General features: G+C 63.4%; 30 protein-coding genes. 9 read left to right on the top strand and 21 right to left on the bottom strand.

Going from position 1 to position 19414, the window contains the following annotated elements; translation table 11 throughout:
* The first annotated feature begins 70 nt into the window (after positions 1–70).
* A complete protein-coding gene (locus ACQY76_RS03575) occupies positions 71–616 on the top strand; it encodes a ferritin-like domain-containing protein (RefSeq protein ID WP_428031547.1) in 546 nt (181 codons plus the stop codon).
* Positions 617–652: 36 nt separating this feature from the next.
* On the opposite strand, the gene ACQY76_RS03570 is transcribed toward ACQY76_RS03575, so the two are convergent.
* From ACQY76_RS03570 to ACQY76_RS03550, 5 genes are all read right to left on the bottom strand, one after another.
* The gene (locus ACQY76_RS03570) at positions 653–1501 is read right to left on the bottom strand and encodes an amidoligase family protein (RefSeq protein ID WP_428031546.1); all 849 of its coding nucleotides are present in this window, start codon (positions 1499–1501) and stop codon (positions 653–655) included.
* A 349-nt stretch (positions 1502–1850) separates the two neighbouring features.
* Positions 1851–2162, bottom strand: a complete 312-nt coding sequence (locus ACQY76_RS03565) for a hypothetical protein (protein ID WP_428031545.1) — start codon at positions 2160–2162, stop codon at positions 1851–1853.
* Positions 2159–3388 carry a tyrosine-type recombinase/integrase gene (locus ACQY76_RS03560; protein WP_428031544.1) on the bottom strand — a complete coding sequence of 410 codons (1230 nt, stop codon included), beginning with the start codon at positions 3386–3388 and terminating at the stop codon, positions 2159–2161. Before ACQY76_RS03560 ends, ACQY76_RS03565 begins: the two co-directional genes overlap by 4 nt.
* A 213-nt stretch (positions 3389–3601) precedes the next feature.
* Entirely contained in the window at positions 3602–4078 is a 477-nt protein-coding gene (locus tag ACQY76_RS03555; RefSeq protein ID WP_428031543.1) for a hypothetical protein, read from the bottom strand.
* Between the two features lie 2 nt (positions 4079–4080).
* On the bottom strand, positions 4081–4623 hold the full coding sequence (locus tag ACQY76_RS03550) for a hypothetical protein (protein WP_428031542.1): 543 nt from the start codon (positions 4621–4623) through the stop codon (positions 4081–4083).
* A gap of 221 nt (positions 4624–4844) precedes the next feature.
* Between ACQY76_RS03550 and ACQY76_RS03545 the strand changes: the two genes are divergently transcribed.
* Positions 4845–5660 (top strand): HNH endonuclease, encoded by an 816-nt coding sequence (locus ACQY76_RS03545; protein WP_428031541.1) that lies wholly within the window; start codon positions 4845–4847, stop codon positions 5658–5660.
* A gap of 89 nt (positions 5661–5749) precedes the next feature.
* Here the strand turns inward: ACQY76_RS03545 and ACQY76_RS03540 are convergent, their stop codons facing one another.
* From ACQY76_RS03540 to ACQY76_RS03470, 15 genes are all read right to left on the bottom strand, one after another.
* The gene (locus ACQY76_RS03540) at positions 5750–6019 is read right to left on the bottom strand and encodes a hypothetical protein (protein ID WP_428031540.1); all 270 of its coding nucleotides are present in this window, start codon (positions 6017–6019) and stop codon (positions 5750–5752) included.
* A gap of 35 nt (positions 6020–6054) precedes the next feature.
* A complete protein-coding gene (locus tag ACQY76_RS03535) occupies positions 6055–8373 on the bottom strand; it encodes a DNA methylase N-4 (protein ID WP_428031539.1) in 2319 nt (772 codons plus the stop codon).
* Positions 8374–8512: 139 nt separating this feature from the next.
* On the bottom strand, positions 8513–9679 hold the full coding sequence (locus tag ACQY76_RS03530; RefSeq protein WP_428031538.1) for a phage Gp37/Gp68 family protein: 1167 nt from the start codon (positions 9677–9679) through the stop codon (positions 8513–8515).
* Positions 9672–10001, bottom strand: coding sequence for a hypothetical protein (locus tag ACQY76_RS03525; RefSeq protein ID WP_428031537.1), 330 nt, complete (start codon positions 9999–10001; stop codon positions 9672–9674). The genes ACQY76_RS03530 and ACQY76_RS03525 overlap by 8 nt, the downstream gene beginning before the upstream one ends.
* A complete protein-coding gene (locus ACQY76_RS03520; RefSeq protein ID WP_428031536.1) occupies positions 9994–10563 on the bottom strand; it encodes a hypothetical protein in 570 nt (189 codons plus the stop codon). Before ACQY76_RS03520 ends, ACQY76_RS03525 begins: the two co-directional genes overlap by 8 nt.
* Positions 10556–10927, bottom strand: a complete 372-nt coding sequence (locus ACQY76_RS03515) for a hypothetical protein (protein WP_428031535.1) — start codon at positions 10925–10927, stop codon at positions 10556–10558. Before ACQY76_RS03515 ends, ACQY76_RS03520 begins: the two co-directional genes overlap by 8 nt.
* Positions 10920–11255, bottom strand: a complete 336-nt coding sequence (locus tag ACQY76_RS03510) for a LexA family protein (protein WP_428031534.1) — start codon at positions 11253–11255, stop codon at positions 10920–10922. The genes ACQY76_RS03515 and ACQY76_RS03510 overlap by 8 nt, the downstream gene beginning before the upstream one ends.
* 33 nt (positions 11256–11288) lie before the next feature.
* Positions 11289–11651: a hypothetical protein gene (locus tag ACQY76_RS03505; protein ID WP_428031533.1), complete on the bottom strand. Its 363-nt coding sequence runs from the start codon at positions 11649–11651 to the stop codon at positions 11289–11291.
* A complete protein-coding gene (locus ACQY76_RS03500; RefSeq protein ID WP_428031532.1) occupies positions 11644–11823 on the bottom strand; it encodes a hypothetical protein in 180 nt (59 codons plus the stop codon). The genes ACQY76_RS03505 and ACQY76_RS03500 overlap by 8 nt, the downstream gene beginning before the upstream one ends.
* Positions 11823–12107 (bottom strand): hypothetical protein, encoded by a 285-nt coding sequence (locus tag ACQY76_RS03495; protein ID WP_428031531.1) that lies wholly within the window; start codon positions 12105–12107, stop codon positions 11823–11825. The genes ACQY76_RS03500 and ACQY76_RS03495 overlap by 1 nt, the downstream gene beginning before the upstream one ends.
* Before the next feature lie 78 nt (positions 12108–12185).
* Positions 12186–12575 carry a ProQ/FINO family protein gene (locus tag ACQY76_RS03490; RefSeq protein ID WP_428031530.1) on the bottom strand — a complete coding sequence of 130 codons (390 nt, stop codon included), beginning with the start codon at positions 12573–12575 and terminating at the stop codon, positions 12186–12188.
* Complete coding sequence (locus tag ACQY76_RS03485) at positions 12562–12777, bottom strand: hypothetical protein (protein WP_428031529.1); 216 nt, start codon at positions 12775–12777, stop codon at positions 12562–12564. The genes ACQY76_RS03490 and ACQY76_RS03485 overlap by 14 nt, the downstream gene beginning before the upstream one ends.
* Entirely contained in the window at positions 12774–13019 is a 246-nt protein-coding gene (locus tag ACQY76_RS03480; protein ID WP_428031528.1) for a ribbon-helix-helix domain-containing protein, read from the bottom strand. The genes ACQY76_RS03485 and ACQY76_RS03480 overlap by 4 nt, the downstream gene beginning before the upstream one ends.
* Entirely contained in the window at positions 13016–13246 is a 231-nt protein-coding gene (locus ACQY76_RS03475) for a hypothetical protein (protein ID WP_428031527.1), read from the bottom strand. Before ACQY76_RS03475 ends, ACQY76_RS03480 begins: the two co-directional genes overlap by 4 nt.
* Positions 13247–13338: 92 nt before the next feature.
* Positions 13339–13665 (bottom strand): hypothetical protein, encoded by a 327-nt coding sequence (locus tag ACQY76_RS03470; protein WP_428031526.1) that lies wholly within the window; start codon positions 13663–13665, stop codon positions 13339–13341.
* Between the two features lie 343 nt (positions 13666–14008).
* Between ACQY76_RS03470 and ACQY76_RS03465 the strand changes: the two genes are divergently transcribed.
* The 5 genes from ACQY76_RS03465 to ACQY76_RS03445 all read left to right on the top strand — a co-directional run bounded on the left by ACQY76_RS03465 (position 14009) and on the right by ACQY76_RS03445 (position 17417).
* A complete protein-coding gene (locus tag ACQY76_RS03465) occupies positions 14009–14176 on the top strand; it encodes a hypothetical protein (RefSeq protein ID WP_428031525.1) in 168 nt (55 codons plus the stop codon).
* Positions 14169–14501, top strand: coding sequence for a DUF3572 family protein (locus ACQY76_RS03460; RefSeq protein ID WP_428031524.1), 333 nt, complete (start codon positions 14169–14171; stop codon positions 14499–14501). The genes ACQY76_RS03465 and ACQY76_RS03460 overlap by 8 nt, the downstream gene beginning before the upstream one ends.
* A gap of 12 nt (positions 14502–14513) precedes the next feature.
* On the top strand, positions 14514–14765 hold the full coding sequence (locus tag ACQY76_RS03455; RefSeq protein WP_428031523.1) for a hypothetical protein: 252 nt from the start codon (positions 14514–14516) through the stop codon (positions 14763–14765).
* A 134-nt stretch (positions 14766–14899) separates the two neighbouring features.
* Positions 14900–15970, top strand: a complete 1071-nt coding sequence (locus ACQY76_RS03450) for a hypothetical protein (RefSeq protein ID WP_428031522.1) — start codon at positions 14900–14902, stop codon at positions 15968–15970.
* Complete coding sequence (locus tag ACQY76_RS03445; RefSeq protein WP_428031521.1) at positions 15933–17417, top strand: hypothetical protein; 1485 nt, start codon at positions 15933–15935, stop codon at positions 17415–17417. The genes ACQY76_RS03450 and ACQY76_RS03445 overlap by 38 nt, the downstream gene beginning before the upstream one ends.
* Before the next feature lie 110 nt (positions 17418–17527).
* On the opposite strand, the gene ACQY76_RS03440 is transcribed toward ACQY76_RS03445, so the two are convergent.
* Positions 17528–18265 (bottom strand): LexA family protein, encoded by a 738-nt coding sequence (locus ACQY76_RS03440; protein WP_428031520.1) that lies wholly within the window; start codon positions 18263–18265, stop codon positions 17528–17530.
* A gap of 438 nt (positions 18266–18703) precedes the next feature.
* On the opposite strand from ACQY76_RS03440, the gene ACQY76_RS03435 reads away from it, so the two are divergent.
* Positions 18704–19207: a hypothetical protein gene (locus ACQY76_RS03435; RefSeq protein WP_428031519.1), complete on the top strand. Its 504-nt coding sequence runs from the start codon at positions 18704–18706 to the stop codon at positions 19205–19207.
* Entirely contained in the window at positions 19204–19374 is a 171-nt protein-coding gene (locus ACQY76_RS03430; RefSeq protein ID WP_428031518.1) for a hypothetical protein, read from the top strand. Before ACQY76_RS03435 ends, ACQY76_RS03430 begins: the two co-directional genes overlap by 4 nt.
* Positions 19375–19414 lie beyond the last annotated feature (40 nt).

Genomic DNA, 19414 nt, shown 5'->3' with positions numbered 1-19414 from the left:
TTGGCGGTGCTCCCGCGTTTGGCGGTTGGGCCGGTTTGAACGGCCTTCAGCTAAGGCGGGAGGACGTGCCGTGGGACTGCTCTCGAAAGACATCAGATCGCTCGACGACCTTCTCGTACAGGGCCTGGGCGAACTGCTCTACACCGAGCGACGCATCGCCAAGACCTTTGGCCTGATAGCTGCCAAGGCGACCGACCCGGTGCTGCGACGCGAGGTCGAGCAGTTCGCTGCGGCATGCGACGTCAATGTGGCGCAGATCGAAGCGGTCTGCCGGCGTCGCGACTGCCGCCCGCGCGCGGTCGAATGCCCGGCGATCGACGGCATCTTCATCAGCGAGGAAGAACTTGCCGGCGAGATCGACGACGGCAGGGTGCTCGATGTCGCGATTGCCGGCGCCGTACAGGCTGCGGCTGCTTATACGGCCGCCCGCTATTCCGCACTGATCGGGTGGCTGGACGGAATCGGCCGGCCCGATTGCGGCAAGCTGCTGCAGAGCGGCCTGCTGCAGCACCAGCGCGGCGCCGAGGCGATGCGTGTTCTTTCCGATCAGCGCCTCAGCCCGCGCGCCCTTCGCCGCGACGGGTGCGGTCCTGTGGCGGTTGCCATCGCAAGCTGACGGCAGATCCCACCGCCTTGCGGTGGCTAGGCGCCGTCAAAAACCTGAGCGACGGCTCGCTTTGCCGAGCAGCTCCGGCTCGGCAGTGAGAGCGGCGGCGAGCTTCTCCACCTCGATCCAGCGATTCCAGTCGGCCGCCAGGCTCCAGCCGGGCCGCCCGACATAGGCGACCGGCAGCCGGTAATGCAGCACGGCGCGCGGCTTCACCTTGCCGCGAATGCGCGGCGCAACCTGTGCCGGGAAAAGCTGCAGAAACAGCGGCAGAAGATCGAGCGAGCGCTTCCGCGTCGGATTGGCCGCGAGGTAATCCTCACAAAGCTGGGCGAGGTCGGGCCGGTATTCCGGCGACAGGACGCGCTGGACATAGGGCGCGGGGTAGCCGGCCGGTCCGTGGAGCCGGAGCAGGGGGCTGACAAGGCTTTCGGCGCGCAGGCGCGGCTCCAGCAACAGATAGGCCTGGAACAGCCTCAGCATCGTCGGCGCGTCGGTTGCCACCGGCATGATGTTGAAGTGCAGGCCGAGCGAATCCAGCAGGCCGCCTCCCTGGCCCCGCGCTCCCGCCTCGTGCAGGGCCGCCGTCACCGCGTCGAGTTCCGCGAGCCGTTCCGGGATGAGCGGTCCGGTGACCATTTCGCGGGGAACAAAGGGGCGCACCGCCGCACCGAGCCAGGACGAAAACGGCGGGCGCAGCCAGCGCCCCGGCCCGTCGGCTCGCCAAGGATGCACATGGCGGATGTCGAGTTCGACGCCGATGTCGCCCAGAGCTGAGCCGATCAGGCGAAAGGCGTGCGGATCCTCTTCTTCGACATGGCCGCCGAGTGCCTCGCGCAGGCGCAGGGCGGCCTGCCTTTCGGACAGATGCGTGAATTCGATCTCGACCCCCACGAGCCGTAGACGGCCATCCGCGGCGAGTGGCGAGGGAAGGGGAAGAAAGGAAGAGGCGGCCGTGCTCACGCGAGGCACCGGAGGGAATGCTTCATCTGCCGGATATGGGGAGGACTCGCGTCTTGTCCAGCCGCATAGCTTCCGCCCCGGAGGGCGGTGCTTCGTCTCGGCAGAAACAGGGATAGTCTCGGGAAAGTGTGGTCGGAGTGGCAGGATTTGAACCTGCGACCCCCTCGTCCCGAACGAATGCGGCTTACGATAAGACGTTGAAAAATAACGATCGGCGTTTCCGGTTGTCACCCTTTGTTCGCGTCCGTGAGCCCTATTTCATGGGCAATTCATGGGCGGGTCAGGGTTTGTTCCGTAGCACTTCCTCAATCGATTCCTTCTTGTCATAGACCAGTGGCTCTCCGGACTGCTTGAACTTTCCGCTGCGATCAACAGTGCCGTAGGTAGCGGGCACATGCGGACCCGACGCGCCGGCCACCTCAACGTCTCTATAGCTATTCACCGTTAGAACAATCTGTCTCACGCCGGCTTGGCGTTGAGCGTCTGCGAGGACTTCGATGGCCTTTTGGAGATAGATCTCCTTGCCGTCGTTCCAGGCTTCGAGCAATTCGATAGCGAGCGTCTCCGGATCCTGCGGATTGATCATGTTCACGCCTTTCCTCCTCGGCTGAATGCGCTTGCGCTGGCCTTTTGATAATCGGGAGAATGGTGCCCATACCCATTCTCGATCTGCTCTACCGTCATGCCGACAGCGCCAGCTACCTCCCACGGCAGCACCCCAGCCTGCAGCTGCCACGTGACGCAGGTATGCCGGAGGACGTGGGGCACGACATCGTCGCCTAAGCCCGCGTCGGAGCGGATGCCTTCCCAGCCGGTGCGGATCGGCGTCGACAGGCCTTCGCCGGTGCTGGTGTGGATGACGTGCCGGATCGGCTTCCCGTCGGCGGTCTGATTTGCGAGATCGATTTGCAGCCATCGCTCCAGGTGCGGCAGCAGTCTGTGCGGGATACGCGCCGGCGGCCGGCGCTTCTTCGTTTCACGCTCGCCCGTCCCGCGGCGATAGATCAGTCCCCGCTCAATTTCGATCCAGCCGCCGTCGACGTTCGCGTGCCACTGCAGGCGCTCGATCGCCTCGTGCCTCGTCCCGGTGTAGAGGCCGAGGAGAATGAACCGCGAAATGTGGGCGCGGCGAGTGCGCGTCTGCTTCCGGATGCCCTCGGTCTGGATCTTGGACCAGCGGCCCGTGCTGGCATCGCGTCGCCAGCCGAGGCAGGCCCATAGGAGGACGGCAACTTCGGACCGGGTCAGCCATCGGTCCCGGGGAACCGATTTTTCAGGCAGGGTGATCTTGGGCACCGAGGGGAGCGTGAACTCGGCGTGGTAGAGATTGACCGCAGCGCGGAGCACTTCGAGTTCGCGGCGCGCGGTGGCCGTGCTGACGCGCTTCTTGAGCGCAGCGGCTGACTTCGCCCGGCGCAGGGGCTGAGAGGTTCGCCAGTCGACATAATGGCGACATGTCTCGCCCCGGATATCGGAGACGAATTTCGCGCCCCACCATTCATTCAATGTCTCGGTGAAAGCGACCATCTCGTTGTAGCGGCGGATGGTCTTCTCCGCCGCTCCCTCGGACGGTCGCTTCGCGGAGGCATAGAACGTCAGGACGTCGGCTACCGAGAGCTGAGTGAAATCACGGGTGCCAACGGTGCTGACGTGTTTACCGGCAAGGTATTCCTTGAACCGATCTTCAGCCCCGCGAGCGTCTTCTTCGCTGCAGCCTGTGCTGACCTCCCGCCCGCGGTCGAGGACGACCCAGATCGAGCTTCGCCCATCGCGCTCTCGGAGATGGAGGCGGGGCGGCTTTGGCTTTCGGCCTGACATGGGTTCATCATCTCCCGCACCGCGCGTGGCGTGGTGAAATCTTTGCCCACGACGCGACGCACTGCAAGCTGGCCGGACTTCGCCGCCTTCCGAAACGAATTGATGGTAAGCGGCCCTTCCGGGAAGAAGAGGGCTACGGCCTCCGCAAGCGTTAGCGGCTCGTCGTCGAGCCACTGCTCTACGCGCGGCCGTCGCTGTACGCGAGCAAGGCGGTCACGGCTCATCAAGGTGGCCTTCCTTTCGAGCAACCAACACGATCTGCGTCAGAACCCGCACGATGTCCTCGGCCGGCAACTTGGCGGACCGGAGGGCGGAGGAGGACGCATAGAGCTGAGAGGCAACTATCAGTGGATTGATGCCGCGCGCCATCCACCAGCCTTCCTCGCCGTGCTCATGTTGGGAATCGGAGCTCAGGGTGTGAAACCAGGCGCTGAGCGGGACCGTCCATTTGTCGTCCGGCTTGGTGCTGCCGCCGGTGATGGGCTTGGAGAATTCTGCGTTCGCGTATCGAATGTGAGCCGCCTGCACCCTGACGGCCTGGCCGGATATCAGGCAAGGCAGTTGGCGGATCAGGGCGAGGTGCTCGCGGTCCTGGCTCTGTGCAGCCCGGGCCGGCCGGCCGCGGCGCTGAAACTTCTGGCCTGCGTTCTTCAGTTGGGAGCGAATACCGCTGTCGATGCGCCAAGCCATGATCAGCGTCCAAAAACCGTGGAGACATAGCTGTTCTGGCGGCGAGTGACCTGGCGTTGCCCAACGGTCAACGGCCGTCGTCGAGGCTTGAAATTGTCCGAGGCGGTTGGAAACAGCACCCCTTCGCGGCTCTGGTTGGCGATGGAAAGCAACACATCGCCGATGCAGGGGCAGCCAATGGGGGCCCAGTCTGCAAGGGCCTTGCCCTTAAGGACGTGCTGGATCTCCGCGACGGCCGGCGGGAGATAGACCGTTCGGCGCGAGCTTTCCGGCGTCAGGAGCCACCACATGGAATCTTCGACTAGTTTCCCGGTGATCCATGCCTGGTACATGCTGGCGAGCAGCCAAAGTCGATGTGCTCGATCATCGACCCAGGCGCCACGCCGGCGCGCAATGTACGGGTGATCGAGATCGAAGGGCGGCCACCAGGGGGACGCGCGGTCGACACGAACGGCGCCGGTCGGCACCACGGTCCGGCCGTCGGCATCTCGCCCGAGCTGGACGCGACGAGGGACGCGATCTCCAGGAGTTGAGGCAGTCTTCACTGATGCCTCCCGCACCAGCCGGCCCGCCGCGGACATGGCACGCGGGGGCAGCCATAGGGGCGACCTAACCCTGCGACGATCATCGAGCCCGGCCGCGCCCGCCGTCGCGGTCGCCGGGGTCCTCCAACGCAAGGATGGCCGCGTCGACAAGCTCCAGTTTCCCGCGCCCGCAAACTGGAAGCAGAGCTGGTATGCTTCGGGGATCGGGAGGAGACACCCCTATGCCGTTGACTGATTGGCCATTTGAGCGTGGCCGGACCTACAATCGACGGGCTGACATTCACGGCCGATATGGTGGTCAACAGCAAGGCGGAATAATTACTCCTAGCCTCCATCAGCTTGTCATCGCGATCACGGGCGAAGAGGGAGAGCAGCACGGCTATAGCGACCGGCTGCGTGCTGACGGTGTCTTCGAATATTTCGGGGAGGGCCAGATTGGCGACATGCAGATGGTACGCGGCAATCGCCAGATCGGGGGCCATGCTGCCGCGGGAAAGAGCCTTCTCCTTTTTCGAAAAGATCGCAGCGGCCGCCTTCGTTTCGAGGGTGAGTGGGTATGCGAGAATGTGCTGGAACGTGATGCGCCCGACAGAAACCGGGCCATGCGTCGTGCCTTTGTCTTCGAGCTCCGACCACTTGAAGCGGTGAAGGTCGAGGTCGACAAAGATAAGAGGCTTCAGGTCGAGGAGCACATCGACGTGTTGCGATCTCAAGCGATGGCAGCTGCCAAAATGGCGGCTCCTAGTGATACGGTATTCCGTACAGTCTATGAGCGCAGTATTGCTGTCCGGCGATATGTGCTTGCTCGAGCAAAGGGCCTTTGCGAAGGCTGCGCTGCTTGTGCACCATTCAATCGACCTGACGGCACTCCCTATCTGGAGCCTCATCATATTCGACGGGTCAGCGATGGTGGCCCAGATGACCCACGGCACGTCATCGCGCTCTGCCCAAACTGCCATAGGCGTGTTCACGCAGCAGACGACGGCGAAGCCTACAATTACGAGTTGGCTAGTAAGCTGAGATCTATCGAAGGCTAATTGTCGGGGTCGGCAACGGGATTTTTGTTGGCGACCCGCCGACAGGCCGCCCGCGCCGCAGAGGGGATCAGAAACGAGCATCTTGCAGGTCATTCTGCGGCCTGCGCGCTGGCAGCCGGCTCCGCCGCGAGGAAGTCGAACAGTGATGGCGTCGCCGCCTTGCGCTCCAGCGCCTCGAGGTACTTCACGCCGTCGAGGAAATAGCCGTGGTGGAGCTCGGCGGCCCGGCCCCGGCGCCCCAGCTGAAGGGCGCGGTTGGGCACGGTGAATAACCCGCCGAAGGGATCGAAGACGAGCTCGCCGGGGTTGCTGTAGCGGTTGATGCAGCGATCGACGATGTCGAACTGCAGAGGGCACACGTGGAGTTCCCGGCCGGCCGAGGCCTGGGCCGTGTTCAGCGTCCGCACCCGATCGACATCGGCCAGATGTCCGGGCGGGTGCTCGCCGGCCAGAGCGCCATGAAGATCGCCGGCAGCACGCCGCGATAGTCCAGCTGCTCGCCGATCCGCACGTGGGTCTCGTAGTCGTAGACGGTCTCGAGGCTGAACTGCTTGAAGACCTTCCCGATGGTGGAAGGATCAAGCTGGGCGATCTCGCCGGCCGTCAGCAGGCGATTGCCGCTGGAGCGCCAGCGAGCGTGGGCATCGGTCTGCCAGCGGGCGCGAGAGTAACCACAGCCGGGGATCGGGCGGCCCTTGTCGTCGAACTCGACGATCTGGCCGTCGAGCATCTCGACGTGCGGCTTCTGCTTCGTCACCGGCTCGTCGGCGTAGGCGCGCGACCGATCGGTCGGCAGCTTGCGGAACACCAAGAGGTATTCGGGCGAGCCGAACCCCATCTTGCTGCTGTCCTTGGCGTTCTCGGTCCAGCCGAGCCGATAGGTCTGGTTGTTCTCCCGCACGACGTCGGTGTCGATCGTCACCATCCCCATGTAGGCGAAGCCATGCTGCCGAAAGTGCATCAGCGTCGTCGCGTGGAACGGATTGACGGTCGGCGTGCCCATGCCCGTCACCGAACCGAACATGATCCGATCCTTGACGTGGATGCAGGCCATCCGGCCGGGCTTCAGGATCCGCAGCAGCTCCGGCGTCAGGAAGTCCATCTGCCCGAAGAAATGCTCGTCATCGTCCGTGTGGCCGAAGTCGTCATAGGTCGGCGTGTACTCGTAGTGGTTCGAGAAGGGGATCGACGTGACGATGAGATCGACGCTGTCGTTCTCCATGCGCCGGCACTCTTCGACGCAGTCGTTGTTCGCCACCAACCAGCCCTCGCCGCTGGCCTCGATGCGCTGCACGCCGATGGAGCGCTGGAGCACCTCGGCCATGCCGGCCAGGCTGAGCCCGTGCTTGCGGATGATCTCGCTCATGCGCGCGGCCATTTCCTCGTGGCGCGCCCATTTGGCCTCGAGGTCACGGCGCGCCGCTCGCATGCTCTCGGGATAGATGATGTCGATCTCGACGGGGTGCTCTTGCCCGAACCGTTGAATGCAGTGCACCGCCTGGATGAAGTCGTTGAACTTGTGCCCGACGCCGAGGAACACCGCCTTGTGGCAGTGGCGCTGCAGGTTGCAGCCGGAGCCGAGCATCACCGGCTTCGCGGCGAGGTACGGAAAGCCGCCATCCGAGAAGGCGATGATGTGGTCTTCGCGCTCGCATAGATCCTGCGTGCCGAAGACCGAGCGCACCCCGGGCACCGCCGCCTCGATGGCGCGGCGCTCGTCTTCGAGGTCGTGCCAAAGGATGCGGTGGCTCTCCGGATCGGCGGCGATGATCTCACGCATCCGGGCGATGCAGGCCGGCAGCGCGGCGCGGCGCTCGCGCGCCTCTTCCGACAGTCCCTTGGCCTCCGGCCGGATCAACGCCATCTGGCCGTCGCGATCCGCCGTCGAGCCGATCAGGTCGACGGGCACCTCGTGCCAGCGGACGGAGAGCGGCGGGAGGTCGTAGCCCTCATCGGAAAAGCCAAGGTCAGAGGGCTTCTGAAGGAAGACCGCCCAGGTCGACACCCACATCCAGAACTCGTGTTCCTTGTGCGGGTAGAGCGTGAGGTCGCCGGCCTTCTCGGAATTGCGCTGGAAGAAGCGGGTCAGCGCCTGGCCGGTGTCCATGATGCCGAGGAAGCCGGCATAGTGGATGATTTCCTTGTACCGGTTCGGCGAGGGTGTCGCCGTCGCGACGAACCGGAAGCGCACCTTGTCGAACAGCGGCAGGAAAGTCTGGAAGGTCTTGGAGCCGAAGCTGCGCAGGATTGACGCCTCGTCGAGGCAGGCGATGGTGAACTGGCCCGGATCGAGCTTCCCCTCGCGGATCGTCTCGTAGTTCGTCAGGTAGATGTGGTCCCCGCCATCGGCGCGCGCGGCTTCGAGTTCCGCTTCCGACTGGACGAAGCGCAGCGATACCGCGAAGTCGCCCCGGAATCGGAGCCGGGCGTCGCGAAAGAACTCCTGCCGGACGCCCAACGGCAGCACGATCAGCGCCTCGCCGCCGGCGCGGGCCTTCAGCAGCCGGCAGAGCTCGATCTGCGTCGACGTTTTGTGCAGCCCGAAGCTGGCGAAGATGCCACGGCATCCGCCGGCGGCGGCCCATTGGACCACAGCGCGCGTGAATGGCTTGAGATCCGGGTTGATCTCGGCCAGCGGAATGGAGACGCCGGTCGACGGTGCGACCTTCATCTTGGCTTCGAGGAACTGGCGATAGGAGGAGGGCGCGTTCATGCCGCCGTCTCCCGCTCAGTGCGGAGTCTCGTGCGCTGCTGCTCGAAGGCGTCAGCGATTTCCGCGAGGTGGCGGCCGAGTGACGCCGGCGCCCAAACGGCCCAAGTAAGGACGAACCACGCCGCGAAGCTGAGAGCGATCATGGCCGCACCTCCGGCATGGCGTTGTGCTCGACGCCGTCGAGCAGGCGGCCGGCGGAATGATGCTTCCCGAGACGCCGCATCGGCTGGCCGGTGAACCGCCATGTACGGCCAGCGTGAAGGTCGGATTCGTATGTCTTGGCGGCCTGCTCGATGGAGAGGTGTTCCTCGGGAGCCCACTCTCCCCATTGCTTGAAGAAAAACGCCGTGCCCGCGGCGGCGCACTGATCGCGCAGGGAGCGTGCCCAGTCCGGATGCACGGGGCGGGCCTTGGGGCCGCTCTCGCCGCCGGCGATGACGAGATCGAGCCGGGGGAAGCGGCGCGGCGACGCAGCAGAGAAGCCGCCCATATGATCGGGCGTCTGAAAATACTCGATAGAAGAGTGCCGACTGCCGATCGCCTCGACCTGAAATCCGGAAACCGATCCGCGCCCGGTGACCGGCCGGCCCTGCTCTTCGCGCGCGACAATGGAGGGCATGGCGGCCCTGACGGTCGAGAGGTCCCCGACGCGCGTCAGGTCAATAGGCCCCAGCAGCGGCTCGGCGCTGACGAAGCGGATGGCGGCAGGGGTGGCGAGCAAATCCGGCACGCGCTCATTGGCGCGGCGCTGATCCTCGGTCGACACGCCGAGCCAGACGTTCTCAAGCGGGGCTGGTACGCCGGGCGCGGTGAGGCGAGCCAAGCGATCACGGGCCTGCCGTGACGCATCGGTGCGCTGCGGAAAGAGACCGTCAACCGACATGCACCGCCAGTGCCGGCGGTCTTCTACAAGGTACTGGCGCATGCGAGCCGAGCGCTTCGTCAACACCATGAAGGTGTGCTGCGGCGCCAGCGCCATGATCGCGAACACCCGATCAATCCAGTGGTCGGGCACATCCTCGTGGAACAGGTCACCCATCGAATTGACGAAGATGCGGCGGGGCCGGCGCCAGTGCAGGGGCTGGGTAAGGATGTGATCCGGCGCCAGGGCGAACTCGCCTGACCAGACGGCGCCGGCCGTGAGCGAGAGCGTGGTGCCGGCATAGTGGGAGCCGGGCTGCATGCGCTCGATGCGCGCGGCCTGTTTCATCGCGTAGCAGTTGGTGCAGCCGGGGGAAACGATGGAGCACCCGACGATGGGGTTCCATGTCGCATCCGCCCATTCAATGCCGGTGTGATCAGCCATGACCCTGCACCTCCGGGAAGGCGAGCGCCGCGGCGTTCTGCAGGTCAGCGAGCAGTTCAGCCCGAACGGCTGCCAAGCCGGTGTCGAGGATCTTCATCTGCTCATCGAGGGCCGGGACGTCGGCGGGCGCGGTACGACCTTCAGCGGCTTGGATGGCGCCCGATGCGACGGCGATCGTGAAAGCCGCGGCCTTGATGAGGACCACCTCAAGAACCGCTGGGGAAACGCTGGCGCCCGCAGCGCAATTGATCGCGCGCACCAAGTCGATACGCAGGCGCGCAAACACCGCTGCGGCGGCAGCCTCGATCCGTGGATCAGCCATTGAGAGCCTCCCGCATGAGGCGAGCCTCGACGATGAGGTCGGGCGCGCAGGTGGCGGAGCGGCGGAGAACAGCGGCCGACGCCCGAGCGATATCGAGCCTGCCGAGAAAGCCGTGGATGCGCGCAGTCTCGATGATCGGGGCGGCAAGGATCCTCTCGAAGGACATCGGCAGCACAGGGCCGAGCCTGTCGACGATCTGCCGCGTCTTGACGGCATCGGCGCGGATCGAACTGGCGAGCGCGCGCACTTGGCGGCGGGACGCCTTGCGGCCGAGCAGCTTCAACTGGGAGCGGGCCTGTTCGATCGAATCTCGCTCAAGCCAGATGGTGCGTGCCTTCACGCCTGGCGGCAGGGTCGCCAAGGTGGGATCGATCCATTTCAGGGCGAGGCCGCGAAAGGGCTCCAGCGCTTCCCGAGAGATGATGCCGGGCCGCATGGGGGTGTACTGCTCGTAATCGGGCGGCCCGTCTCCGAGCGGGAAGCCTCCGCGGTCGAGCATGGTCATGACCATGGTGGTGCCGCAGCGGCCGAGACCGGCGACGAAGATGTTGGGCTCATCCATGGCGTGCCTCGGCAATGGCAATCAGGGCGTTGAGGGTGGCGACGACCAGGGCCTTGGCCGGCGTCGGCGCCAGGCCATTAGCCTCGTCAAGGCGATCGCAATGATCAGGGTGAAGTCGGTTCAGATGAGCCCAGCCGGGATCCTGCGAGCCGTGCCCGCAGCGCCAGTACCAACCGGGGAGCATGATCTCTTTGAAGAGGACAGCGCCGTCGATCGAACCGGCGCGGGCGCCACACGTGGCGCTCTGCGCAGCCATTGCGCCTTCAGCTCCAAAAGCGGTGACGGCTTCACGATCAGCGCCGCCGATGTAGCCGCCGGCTGCCACGATGTCGCGAAAGTGGCGGAGAGTGGAGGCATCAGACATGGGCCGCCTCCGCCTTGGCGAGGACAGCATCTTCAGCCTTGTCCGCAGCCGACCAAAGTTCGGCGCCATGCAAGAGCCCTGCTTCGCGGGCGCGCTTGCGGAGCTTGATAGCTGCGATGGCTTCGGCGGCGATGCTGGGGTTGCCACCCGGCAGCTGCACGATCTCGATCGCCCTCGCGCGACGGGGTAAGCGACGGATGAATCCGCGCTCTTCCAGAGACTTCAGCAACAGGTCGACGGTGTTGAGGGACTTCGTTCCCAACGCGTCGGCCATCTCACGGAAGCCAGGAGCGAAGCCGCGTTCGCGAATGTGGGTGTCGATGAACATGAGTAACTCATGCTGGCGGGACGTGAGCATGGTTCAGCTCGCCTCCAGGCCGAGTTCGGCCAGCGCCTGGTCTCGCGCTCGCTCGAGGTCGGCTAGCTCAATCGTCGGCCTGAGGGTGGCGAGCCGTTGATACCGCGCCTCGATGATGTCCGCCGTTACGCGAGGGCCGGCCGGGCTCGTCAGCTCAAGCACGTCCCGCCAGCCGCCGGCGCCCGCACAAATGCGATCCACGCGCCTCGCGTTCTCCGCGCGCCTGACGGCGTTATGGCGGTGGTCGGCGATCTCTCGCTCGTCGTAGCCGGCTTCCAAGAGCACGAGGGCGGCCTCGCGCTCATCGGTCAGGTCGATGGCAGCCTGCGCGAGCGTGATGGCCATAGCGTCGACGACGTCAGCCATGGGGCACCCCCGGATCATCGCCATAGGGCTCGGCGAAGGGATCGGGGAAATCGTCCTGGATGGACAGCCGCCAGCCGACGGCGAAGGCAAGCGGCAGGAAGGCCATCATCACGGCAATGCCGATGAACATGGCGAACCAGTCGAAGCCGCCGAGATCGCAAACCGGGGGCATCAGGAGAGCCTCCCGATGAACTCGGGGCCAAGAGCCCGCTCGATGTGAACGAGGGCTTCGCCGCGCCGGCCGTTGACCAACTCGTAGCGCGCGACGTTGAGTTCATCAGTCTCCAGCGGTTCTAGACGGAGACCGGTGTCGTCACGCGCCAGCAGCTTTTCGGCCGCAGGCTCGGAGATGACCTTGCGATTGATCAGCTCTTGCAGGAGCGTGCCGGTGTCGAAATCCACCAGATCAACTTCGGTATCGACGGTGACGCTCGTTGAGCGACGTTTCCAGGGCATCACAGCGCCCCCGTCTTGATGCCGGACCAGAGGATCACGGCGGCGACGAACAGACTGAGGGCAGCGAGAGACGCTGCCTCATGCAGCAAGGTCTTGAGCATCGGGTGCCCTCCGCTGGGTGATTTTGGATTCGATGCGCTCGAGCTGCTCGCGCGCCGCCTTGGCCTGGGGGATCGACACCTCGCCGGCCGGCCATCCCTCGAGGTCCACGCGAGAGGCGCCGATCTGGATGGCGCGCAGGTAGGACAGGCCGCTGGTGTAGTCGGCGAGCGCGAAGACGATCATCCGCCGGGGGATGTCCGGCGCGGCGATGCGCAGGTCTTTGTGGATGCCGAGCTTCAGCGGGCGCTTGGGTTCGCCCTTGGCGCAGAAGCAGCGCGGGAAGCGCTCCACCAGCAGGGCGCGCCCGGTCTTCGCAGCCTCGCGCCGGCGCTTCCACTTCTCGCGGCGTTCACTAGCGACCGACATGGGAGGCCTCCGCGAACACGGTGTCGCGCATCTCGCGCGCCGCCAGCCGGTGCCGACGCGCCAGCTCGAGCTTGGCGCGGCCTTCCTCGATCAGCCGAAAGCCGGCATCCGCTTCACTGCGGGCTTCAAGTTCCAGATGGCGCGCCGCGACATAGGCCGGCGTGCGCTGCAGGGCGCTGTCTCGATCGGCCAGGCCACTCATCGCGCTGCCCTCGCCTGATAGTGGGAGAGGATGAACAGGCGGAGCGCCGAGGAGAGGTTCCCCTGCGAGCGATCGCCATCGATCTCGGACACGACCTGGGTGAGCGTGCGTTTCGAGGCGGCGGCAATCTCGCGCAGCGCATCCCAGAAGCCATCTTCCATGGAGACGCTGGTCTTATGGCCGGCGATGACGATGGAGCGCTTGCGAACGGGTGAACTCGCGTTGGATGAGCTGGCGATCATGGCGAGACCTCAACAGGAGGGGTGGCGCTGCGCCGGCGCTCGATATGGCGACGGGCGCCATCGGCGGACTTAATGGCGCGGCGGATGGACTGGGCGAGCTTCGGGCAGTCGGCCGCCTCGGCATCTTCGAGCGCGGCGCGCAGCCGGAACGCGGCAGCTGCGGCGCGGCTACGCTGCTCGCTGGTGGCGGGGCGGAGGCGGGTGACCTTGGTGTTGTCGCTGGTCATGATGACCATCCCTGCGAATGAAAGGCGGCCGGGCCGACTTTGGGTCATTGGGGAGGAGCGGCCCGGCCGGGCGGTTCGGTCCCCGCCAGAGTTCAGAAGGGGATGTCGGAATCCGACAGGTCGCCGGGGATGCCGTCGGCATGGCGAGGCCGGGCAGGGGAGGCGTGGACGCAGCCGATCATCTCGGCGTACTCGGCCGCACGAGCGACGAGATCGCCCACCAGCCGGAGATTGGTCGTTTCGACCTCGATCTTCACGGACATGCTGACGGGCTCGAGCACGTAAAACCGGACACCAGGAAAGGCTTTGGCCAGGCGCTCTGCTTCGGCCAGGGCCGAGGCTTCGGTCTTATGGCGCACCACCGGCTGGCGGGTGCCATGGCCGTAGACCATCCAGAAGCGATCATTGTGCTGTGCCATGGCGACGATCCCATCAGCGGTTTGGCGTGCCCGGTGGCGGGGGCTGGGGGGCGATGGTCCGCCGCCGGGCACGCATCAGCAGGAGTGGCTGATGGAGTAAGGCTAGGTGGGTTATTTCCCACTGTCAACGAGAAAGTGGGAAATAACCCATAATGAAAATAATCCTACGTTTGTGGCTTGATTCGACTCGACTCTCGGCCGTCCTCTCCCCAACATGAGAACAGAACAAGAACGATATCGCAGGGCTAGCGTCATGGAGTTGCGAGAGAGTGAAGTCCCCCCGTCCATCGCCGCGCGTTTCCGGATCCATCTGAGGTGCGAGCACTGTATCGCCGAGAGCAAGATGATCCTGGACGTGCCGGCCGTCGACGACGCGCCTACCGACATCGATGATCTGTTGGAGAGCGCATTTCTGCAGCGGCAGCGCTTCGTATGCGCCAGCTGCGACATGCCGATCGGCCTCATCGCTGGCGTGGCGAAACTCAAAATCCCGGAGGTCGCTCATGCCTAGCGCACCTTTGCCCGATCGCGAGAAGGCCGAGTGGATCGCCGTTCGGATCCTGGGGGCCCTTGCATCTGACGCGATCCATCTCGAGCGCTTTCTATCGGTGACGGGTTTCATGCCGTCGACCATCCGGGCGTGTGCCGAAGATGGCCGGTTCCTCGCGACCCTGGTCGACTACGTGGCCGACGATGATGCGACCATGCAGGCCATCCTCAACGCGACAGGTCTGCAACCCCATGACGTCGAGATGGCGCGGTTCGCCCTGCGCGAACTCCCGCCAGCGTCAGCGTCCCGCGCATCCAAACGGCCGCCGCAGCGGCGCTTCATCTGAAGGAGGTTCGACATGGCGAAGAAGACGTTTTTTGTGGTGCAACCCTTCGAGAAAGCGAAGGGCAGGAGGCTGAAGGCGGGCATCCCGATGGAGGTACGCGACGCCGAGGAGGCCAGTCGTAAGGCCGAACGCATGAGCCTCATCAAGGCCGGCGCCGTTGCGTTCTCGACAGAGGTGGAGATGGAAAGTGGCGACGCCGAGCCGCCCGTTTTGATCGCGACCTATGGTGAGGTGCCGGACGGGGGGCTTGAATTGGCTTTCTAAGACACACACTCAGGTTGAGCGCATTTTCCCGATACGGCCTGCTGAGATTCGCGTTTGAGTTGCGGCAAGATCTATAACTTCTGGCGGAGGCGGTATAATCTTAACTCGCCGCTCTTCGCGGGCAGGGGGGAACAATGGGTTTTTTCAGCGACCAGGAAATGGCAGAACTGCGGATCAATCGAATGATCCTGCACGTGGTCAGCAAGAGCAAAGAGGATTTTGTCGCTCAGTCAGAAATGGATCTTAACGGTGTCGATCACTTGGACTTCTTCTTGGCACGTCTGTTCGATGCCGCAATCGATAGCGTTCACGAATTTAAGGTGAGTTCAGATACGAGATCGACGATAGAGCAAATTGCGTCAGGTGTCATTGGTTTCGAGAAGGGCGCGCAAGATATAAGTCGACGTTTCGACAATGTTCATCCTCAAACGGCAACATCTGGTGCTTTCTTCGTATTCGAATTAGTTGTTGAAGATCCTTCTATTCGTCTCTATGGGATGATGAAATACGATTATCGACAAGCCGTGGAGTTATACGAAAAGCAAGGGCGCAATGCGCTACGACAGATTGTACAGGCTTTTGTCCAAGAGAAAGGAGCAATCCAGAAGGCCGCTATTGTCCGCACCCGCAATGGCGTTGCGGAGCCCGCGCTGTCGGCTCGAGATCGGATGGGCAACTCTCCGGATTTGACCGATTATTTCGAGGCCTTTCTCGACGTTAAGCGCGAACGCAACAATGCTCAGCTCAGCGAAGATCTGCGTGGCGCCTTGCGATCAGTCGTTGAAGATCTGCGCGATTATCTCCCTGACCGCGACGTTCCAGCGGCTTTGCGGGCCGCTAAGGAAGCTTTGCAAGGTCGTGAGGTGGTCGACGAATCTGCAGTGAAGGAGGCGTTGTTCGTGGCAGCTGGGCGGCCGCAGGAGGAAGAGATCCGGGCGGCGGTGGAGAGAGCGGTCACGCGGCACCTGAAGGCCAAGAAGCTAAATGGTGTCACCTTCAAGCCGCATCCGGCTGTTTTGCGGACCGCCGCTCGTCGCCGAATACGTACCGCCGAAGGCGTGGTGATTGAATTTCCCGGCGACCAGGAAGATAAAACCGTGCGCCGCCGCCTCTCTCCAGATGGTGGGGCGACTATCACGGTGCAGACCGAAGAAAAGTTGGTTGAGGATGGCACTCTACCCGACAGGTCTCGCGACCGCACTTGATAGCCTAGTCCAGGCCGGGCGGGCAGTTGCGACGGAAAGCGCGGGTGACCTGACGGTCACCGGCCTGAGTGCGATCGACGTGGCGGCAACTGCCAAGACGCTGGTGGCGCTCGGCTGGACTTTTTCGATTGAAGACGCGACACCCGAGATCATTGCCACCGATCAGATTTCGGTGGCTTACGAACCCTACCGTTTGGTGATAACGAAACCGCCGCAACCGGAAGGATTTGCGACGGCTGTTTCCCGTGCCGGTGTGGCTTTCTGGCTGCGTGACGAAAAGCGCCCGGCCGTGCTTTGGGTAGCCGGATTGACGAGCGCATTCGAGACGAAGGCTTCTCGTATCGCACCTTGGGGCGACAATAGCGCTTTCAATCCTATGCCAACTGGTTGTGACCCTCGTAAAGTGGTTCGGGAATTCGCAACCCGTCGATTGGTGACCAGCCAGATCGACCATTGGCTGCTGCGCTATCCGGACGTCGATCTTCCTACGACGCATTGGGCGTTCGTGACTTGGGCCAGACCAGCCTTTGCCGTTCTCCTACGCTGCTTGAGCGACGAAGTTGAAGAGGACGGCTGTCTCCTGTTCCGGGGCCCACCGCTTTCTCGGTTAAAGCCAGAAGCAGACATAATCGAAGCCTTGGGGCCAGCGGGTATGCGCGCCGTCCAGCGAGCCGCGTCGTGGGTGTTCGAGTCCTCAGTTGAGATGAGGCCACGTCACGATCTCTTCGCGCCGGAAATAGCTCGGACGGCGCACAGCGATCGCGGGGCGGGAGCGATGTTCCGATTAGCTGCCGAAACGGCGCTCGAGGGGGCCATAATGGCAAGAGCTTTCGGGTTGTCTGAAGTTAGTCGGGATAGCCTGAAGGCCATGACGGATCTTCGAAAGGCTGTCGGTGAAGAGATAGGAAAGCTGTCGGACGCCACAAGAAGTATTGCGTCCGCTGTTGCGGGGGCCTTGTTCGCCGGAATTGCATTGATAGCAGGCCGTTTGGCGCTCGATAACCCGGCGCCGATCATCAAGCAGGCTGTGGCGGTGATAGGTGTTGTATTATTTCTTTATGTCGCTTCGATTATCGCATCCGGCCTGCAATATGTGCGCCTGCAAAGGCGTTTGCGATTCGAGTGGCATGCCAAGATCTACCGTTTCATGCCAGAGAACGATTATCAGGCGATGGTGGTTAAGCCGGCGGCATCAGCAGAGAGCGGCTTCTTTTTGGCAGCCTGGATCGGTGGCATAGCTGCGATTATCTTGCTCGGGCTGGTGCTCTGCGCATCCGTTGCCGAAGGACCTGGAACGCCATTGCAGCAAGGGGTTGGATCGCCACTAACTAATGCGGCCAAGCCCGAGAGGAATGACGTCACGAACCCCGAGCAAAAAGATGGGCCTCCCCCAAACAGGTTGCAGACAGTTCCGAAGCCATCAGAATCTGATGCGTCCACGAAATAAAATATAATCGATTATTTTATCTCAGCATATCTTAGATAAATACATTCCACGTCATCTAATTATGACCTCGTACTGTTCACGCGTAAGCAATAATGCTTGAGAAGTGAGCTCTATCTATATGAAATCGGAATCGTGTTCATGGTTTTGCGCACGAGCCCGATGATCTCGACGCTGCGGCCGTCATCTGCGTGGAGATCTCGCTGAACCATGATCGGCTTGTGGCGCGCGTTGGTCGAACGAGGCTGGAGCTCATAGTGATCCTCAAAGATCAGCAGCTGCTTGACCGAGCGCTCGCGTAGCTGGCCGCCATCCTTCGATTGTTCCACGACCACGACCATGCCATCGCGCAGAGGCACGCGCCCGGCGAGATCCTCGAAGCGAACCCATATGATCCGGTCCCCCGGGAGTATCGGCCGGGGCTTCAGGTCATTCATGGAATCCCCTACCACGTCGCTCGCGAACAACCTCGCTTGGGGAAAGTCGGGATCGCGGGCATCGAAGGTGCGTTCATCCTGCACGTCGTCGAATTCCTCGACCTCGCGCCATGCGCCAGCTTCGACTGTGCCTTGAACGCGTACGGGCACGAGGGCTGCACCTATATCCTGCAGTTCATCATCGTCGGATGATGACGCTGATAGCCCGTCGAGGGCATCGGTGAGTTGCCGTGCTGACCAACCCAAAGCCTTCGCGAGTCGGGGAAGGGTCGATTGACGGATCGATTTCTTCCGTCCGTCGACGATATCGCGAATGAAGGTGCGTTCAAGGCCGTGAGCGGTCGCTGCCTGGATCGGGCCAATACCGAGCTCTTCCAGACGACGTTCCACCACCTGCTGCAAGGTGTTCTCCATATTGGGAATTATCCCATGCGCGCGCGTGGGATATCGCGTGGGAAATCTGGGTTGCAAAGTGGGAATAATCCCACTATGTTTTTGGCATGGAACAGGAGTTGCGATCCAATCTTCAATCTTGCGCCGAGGCCTTTGCCTCTGCGCGGGGCTTCGAAATCTCTACCGTTGGCCGCCTTGCGGCGAACGACGGTAGCTTCTTTTCCCGCATTTCCGCCGGTCGATCTTTCACCGCGCGGAAGTACGACGAGATCATACGGTTCTTCTCAGACAATTGGCCCCCCACGGTTCCATGGCCGCGGGGGGTGCAGAGACCTGTCGCCGAGACGGTTCGGGCTGCTCAAGAGCGCGAAGCCATCGAACTTTCCCAACAGTGCCATGCACGATCCTCGGACGTGGCCGCGAATAGTCCGGACGATCTCGCGGGGGAGGGTGCCTCCCATGGCTGAGAACCCGCTTCCCCGCGCCTGGCGTCTGCGCATCGTTGCGGCGACACGCGACCTGATCACCGAATGCGGCGGGGCCGAGCGATGCGCAGAGTTGCTGGGCGTACATGCCGGCTCGGTCTACCGCTACCAGCAGGACAAGGACATGATCCCGCTCCTCTCGGCCATGGTGCTTGAGGCGGATTGTGGGCGGCCCTGCGTGACCCGCATCATGGCGGATTACAGCGGGCATCAGCTCGTGGCGGCGGAAGAACGTGCCTCCGGCCCGCTACTCTGCATCCATACGCGTTTCAACGCGACGCTCCGTGAATTTGCCGATGTGTCGGAGGCCTTTGCGGAGGCCCAGGCCGACGGTCGGTTCTCCGCCAGTGACGCGGAGTTGGTCGATCGGGAGGCTGCGGGTCTTGCGCGCGCCGTCGACGATCTCCGTGACGGGCTCGCCGCACACAAGGCCGGTGACAACGTCAGCCCCCTTCGCAAGACGGAGAGTGGCCGATGAACAAGTCCGCCGCGGTCCGCTTTGCCCATGTTCGACCGAAACGCTCGGTCAGGCGCGCCGTGCTTCCTGCCGATCAGCGCAAGCGTCGGAAAAGCGAACACCAGACCCTGACCAAGGAACTCATCGACATCGCCGCCACGCTGCTCACCGCCGTCTTCGGCCGGTGAAGGCGCGCGGGAACCATCGTTCAGCCGGCTGAACAACCTG

The organism is Ancylobacter sp. (assembly GCF_965279025.1).
Lineage (GTDB): Bacteria > Pseudomonadota > Alphaproteobacteria > Rhizobiales > Xanthobacteraceae > Ancylobacter.
Note: the sequence above shows the minus strand (reverse complement) of the source record. Positions and strands in the feature narration are given on the sequence as shown.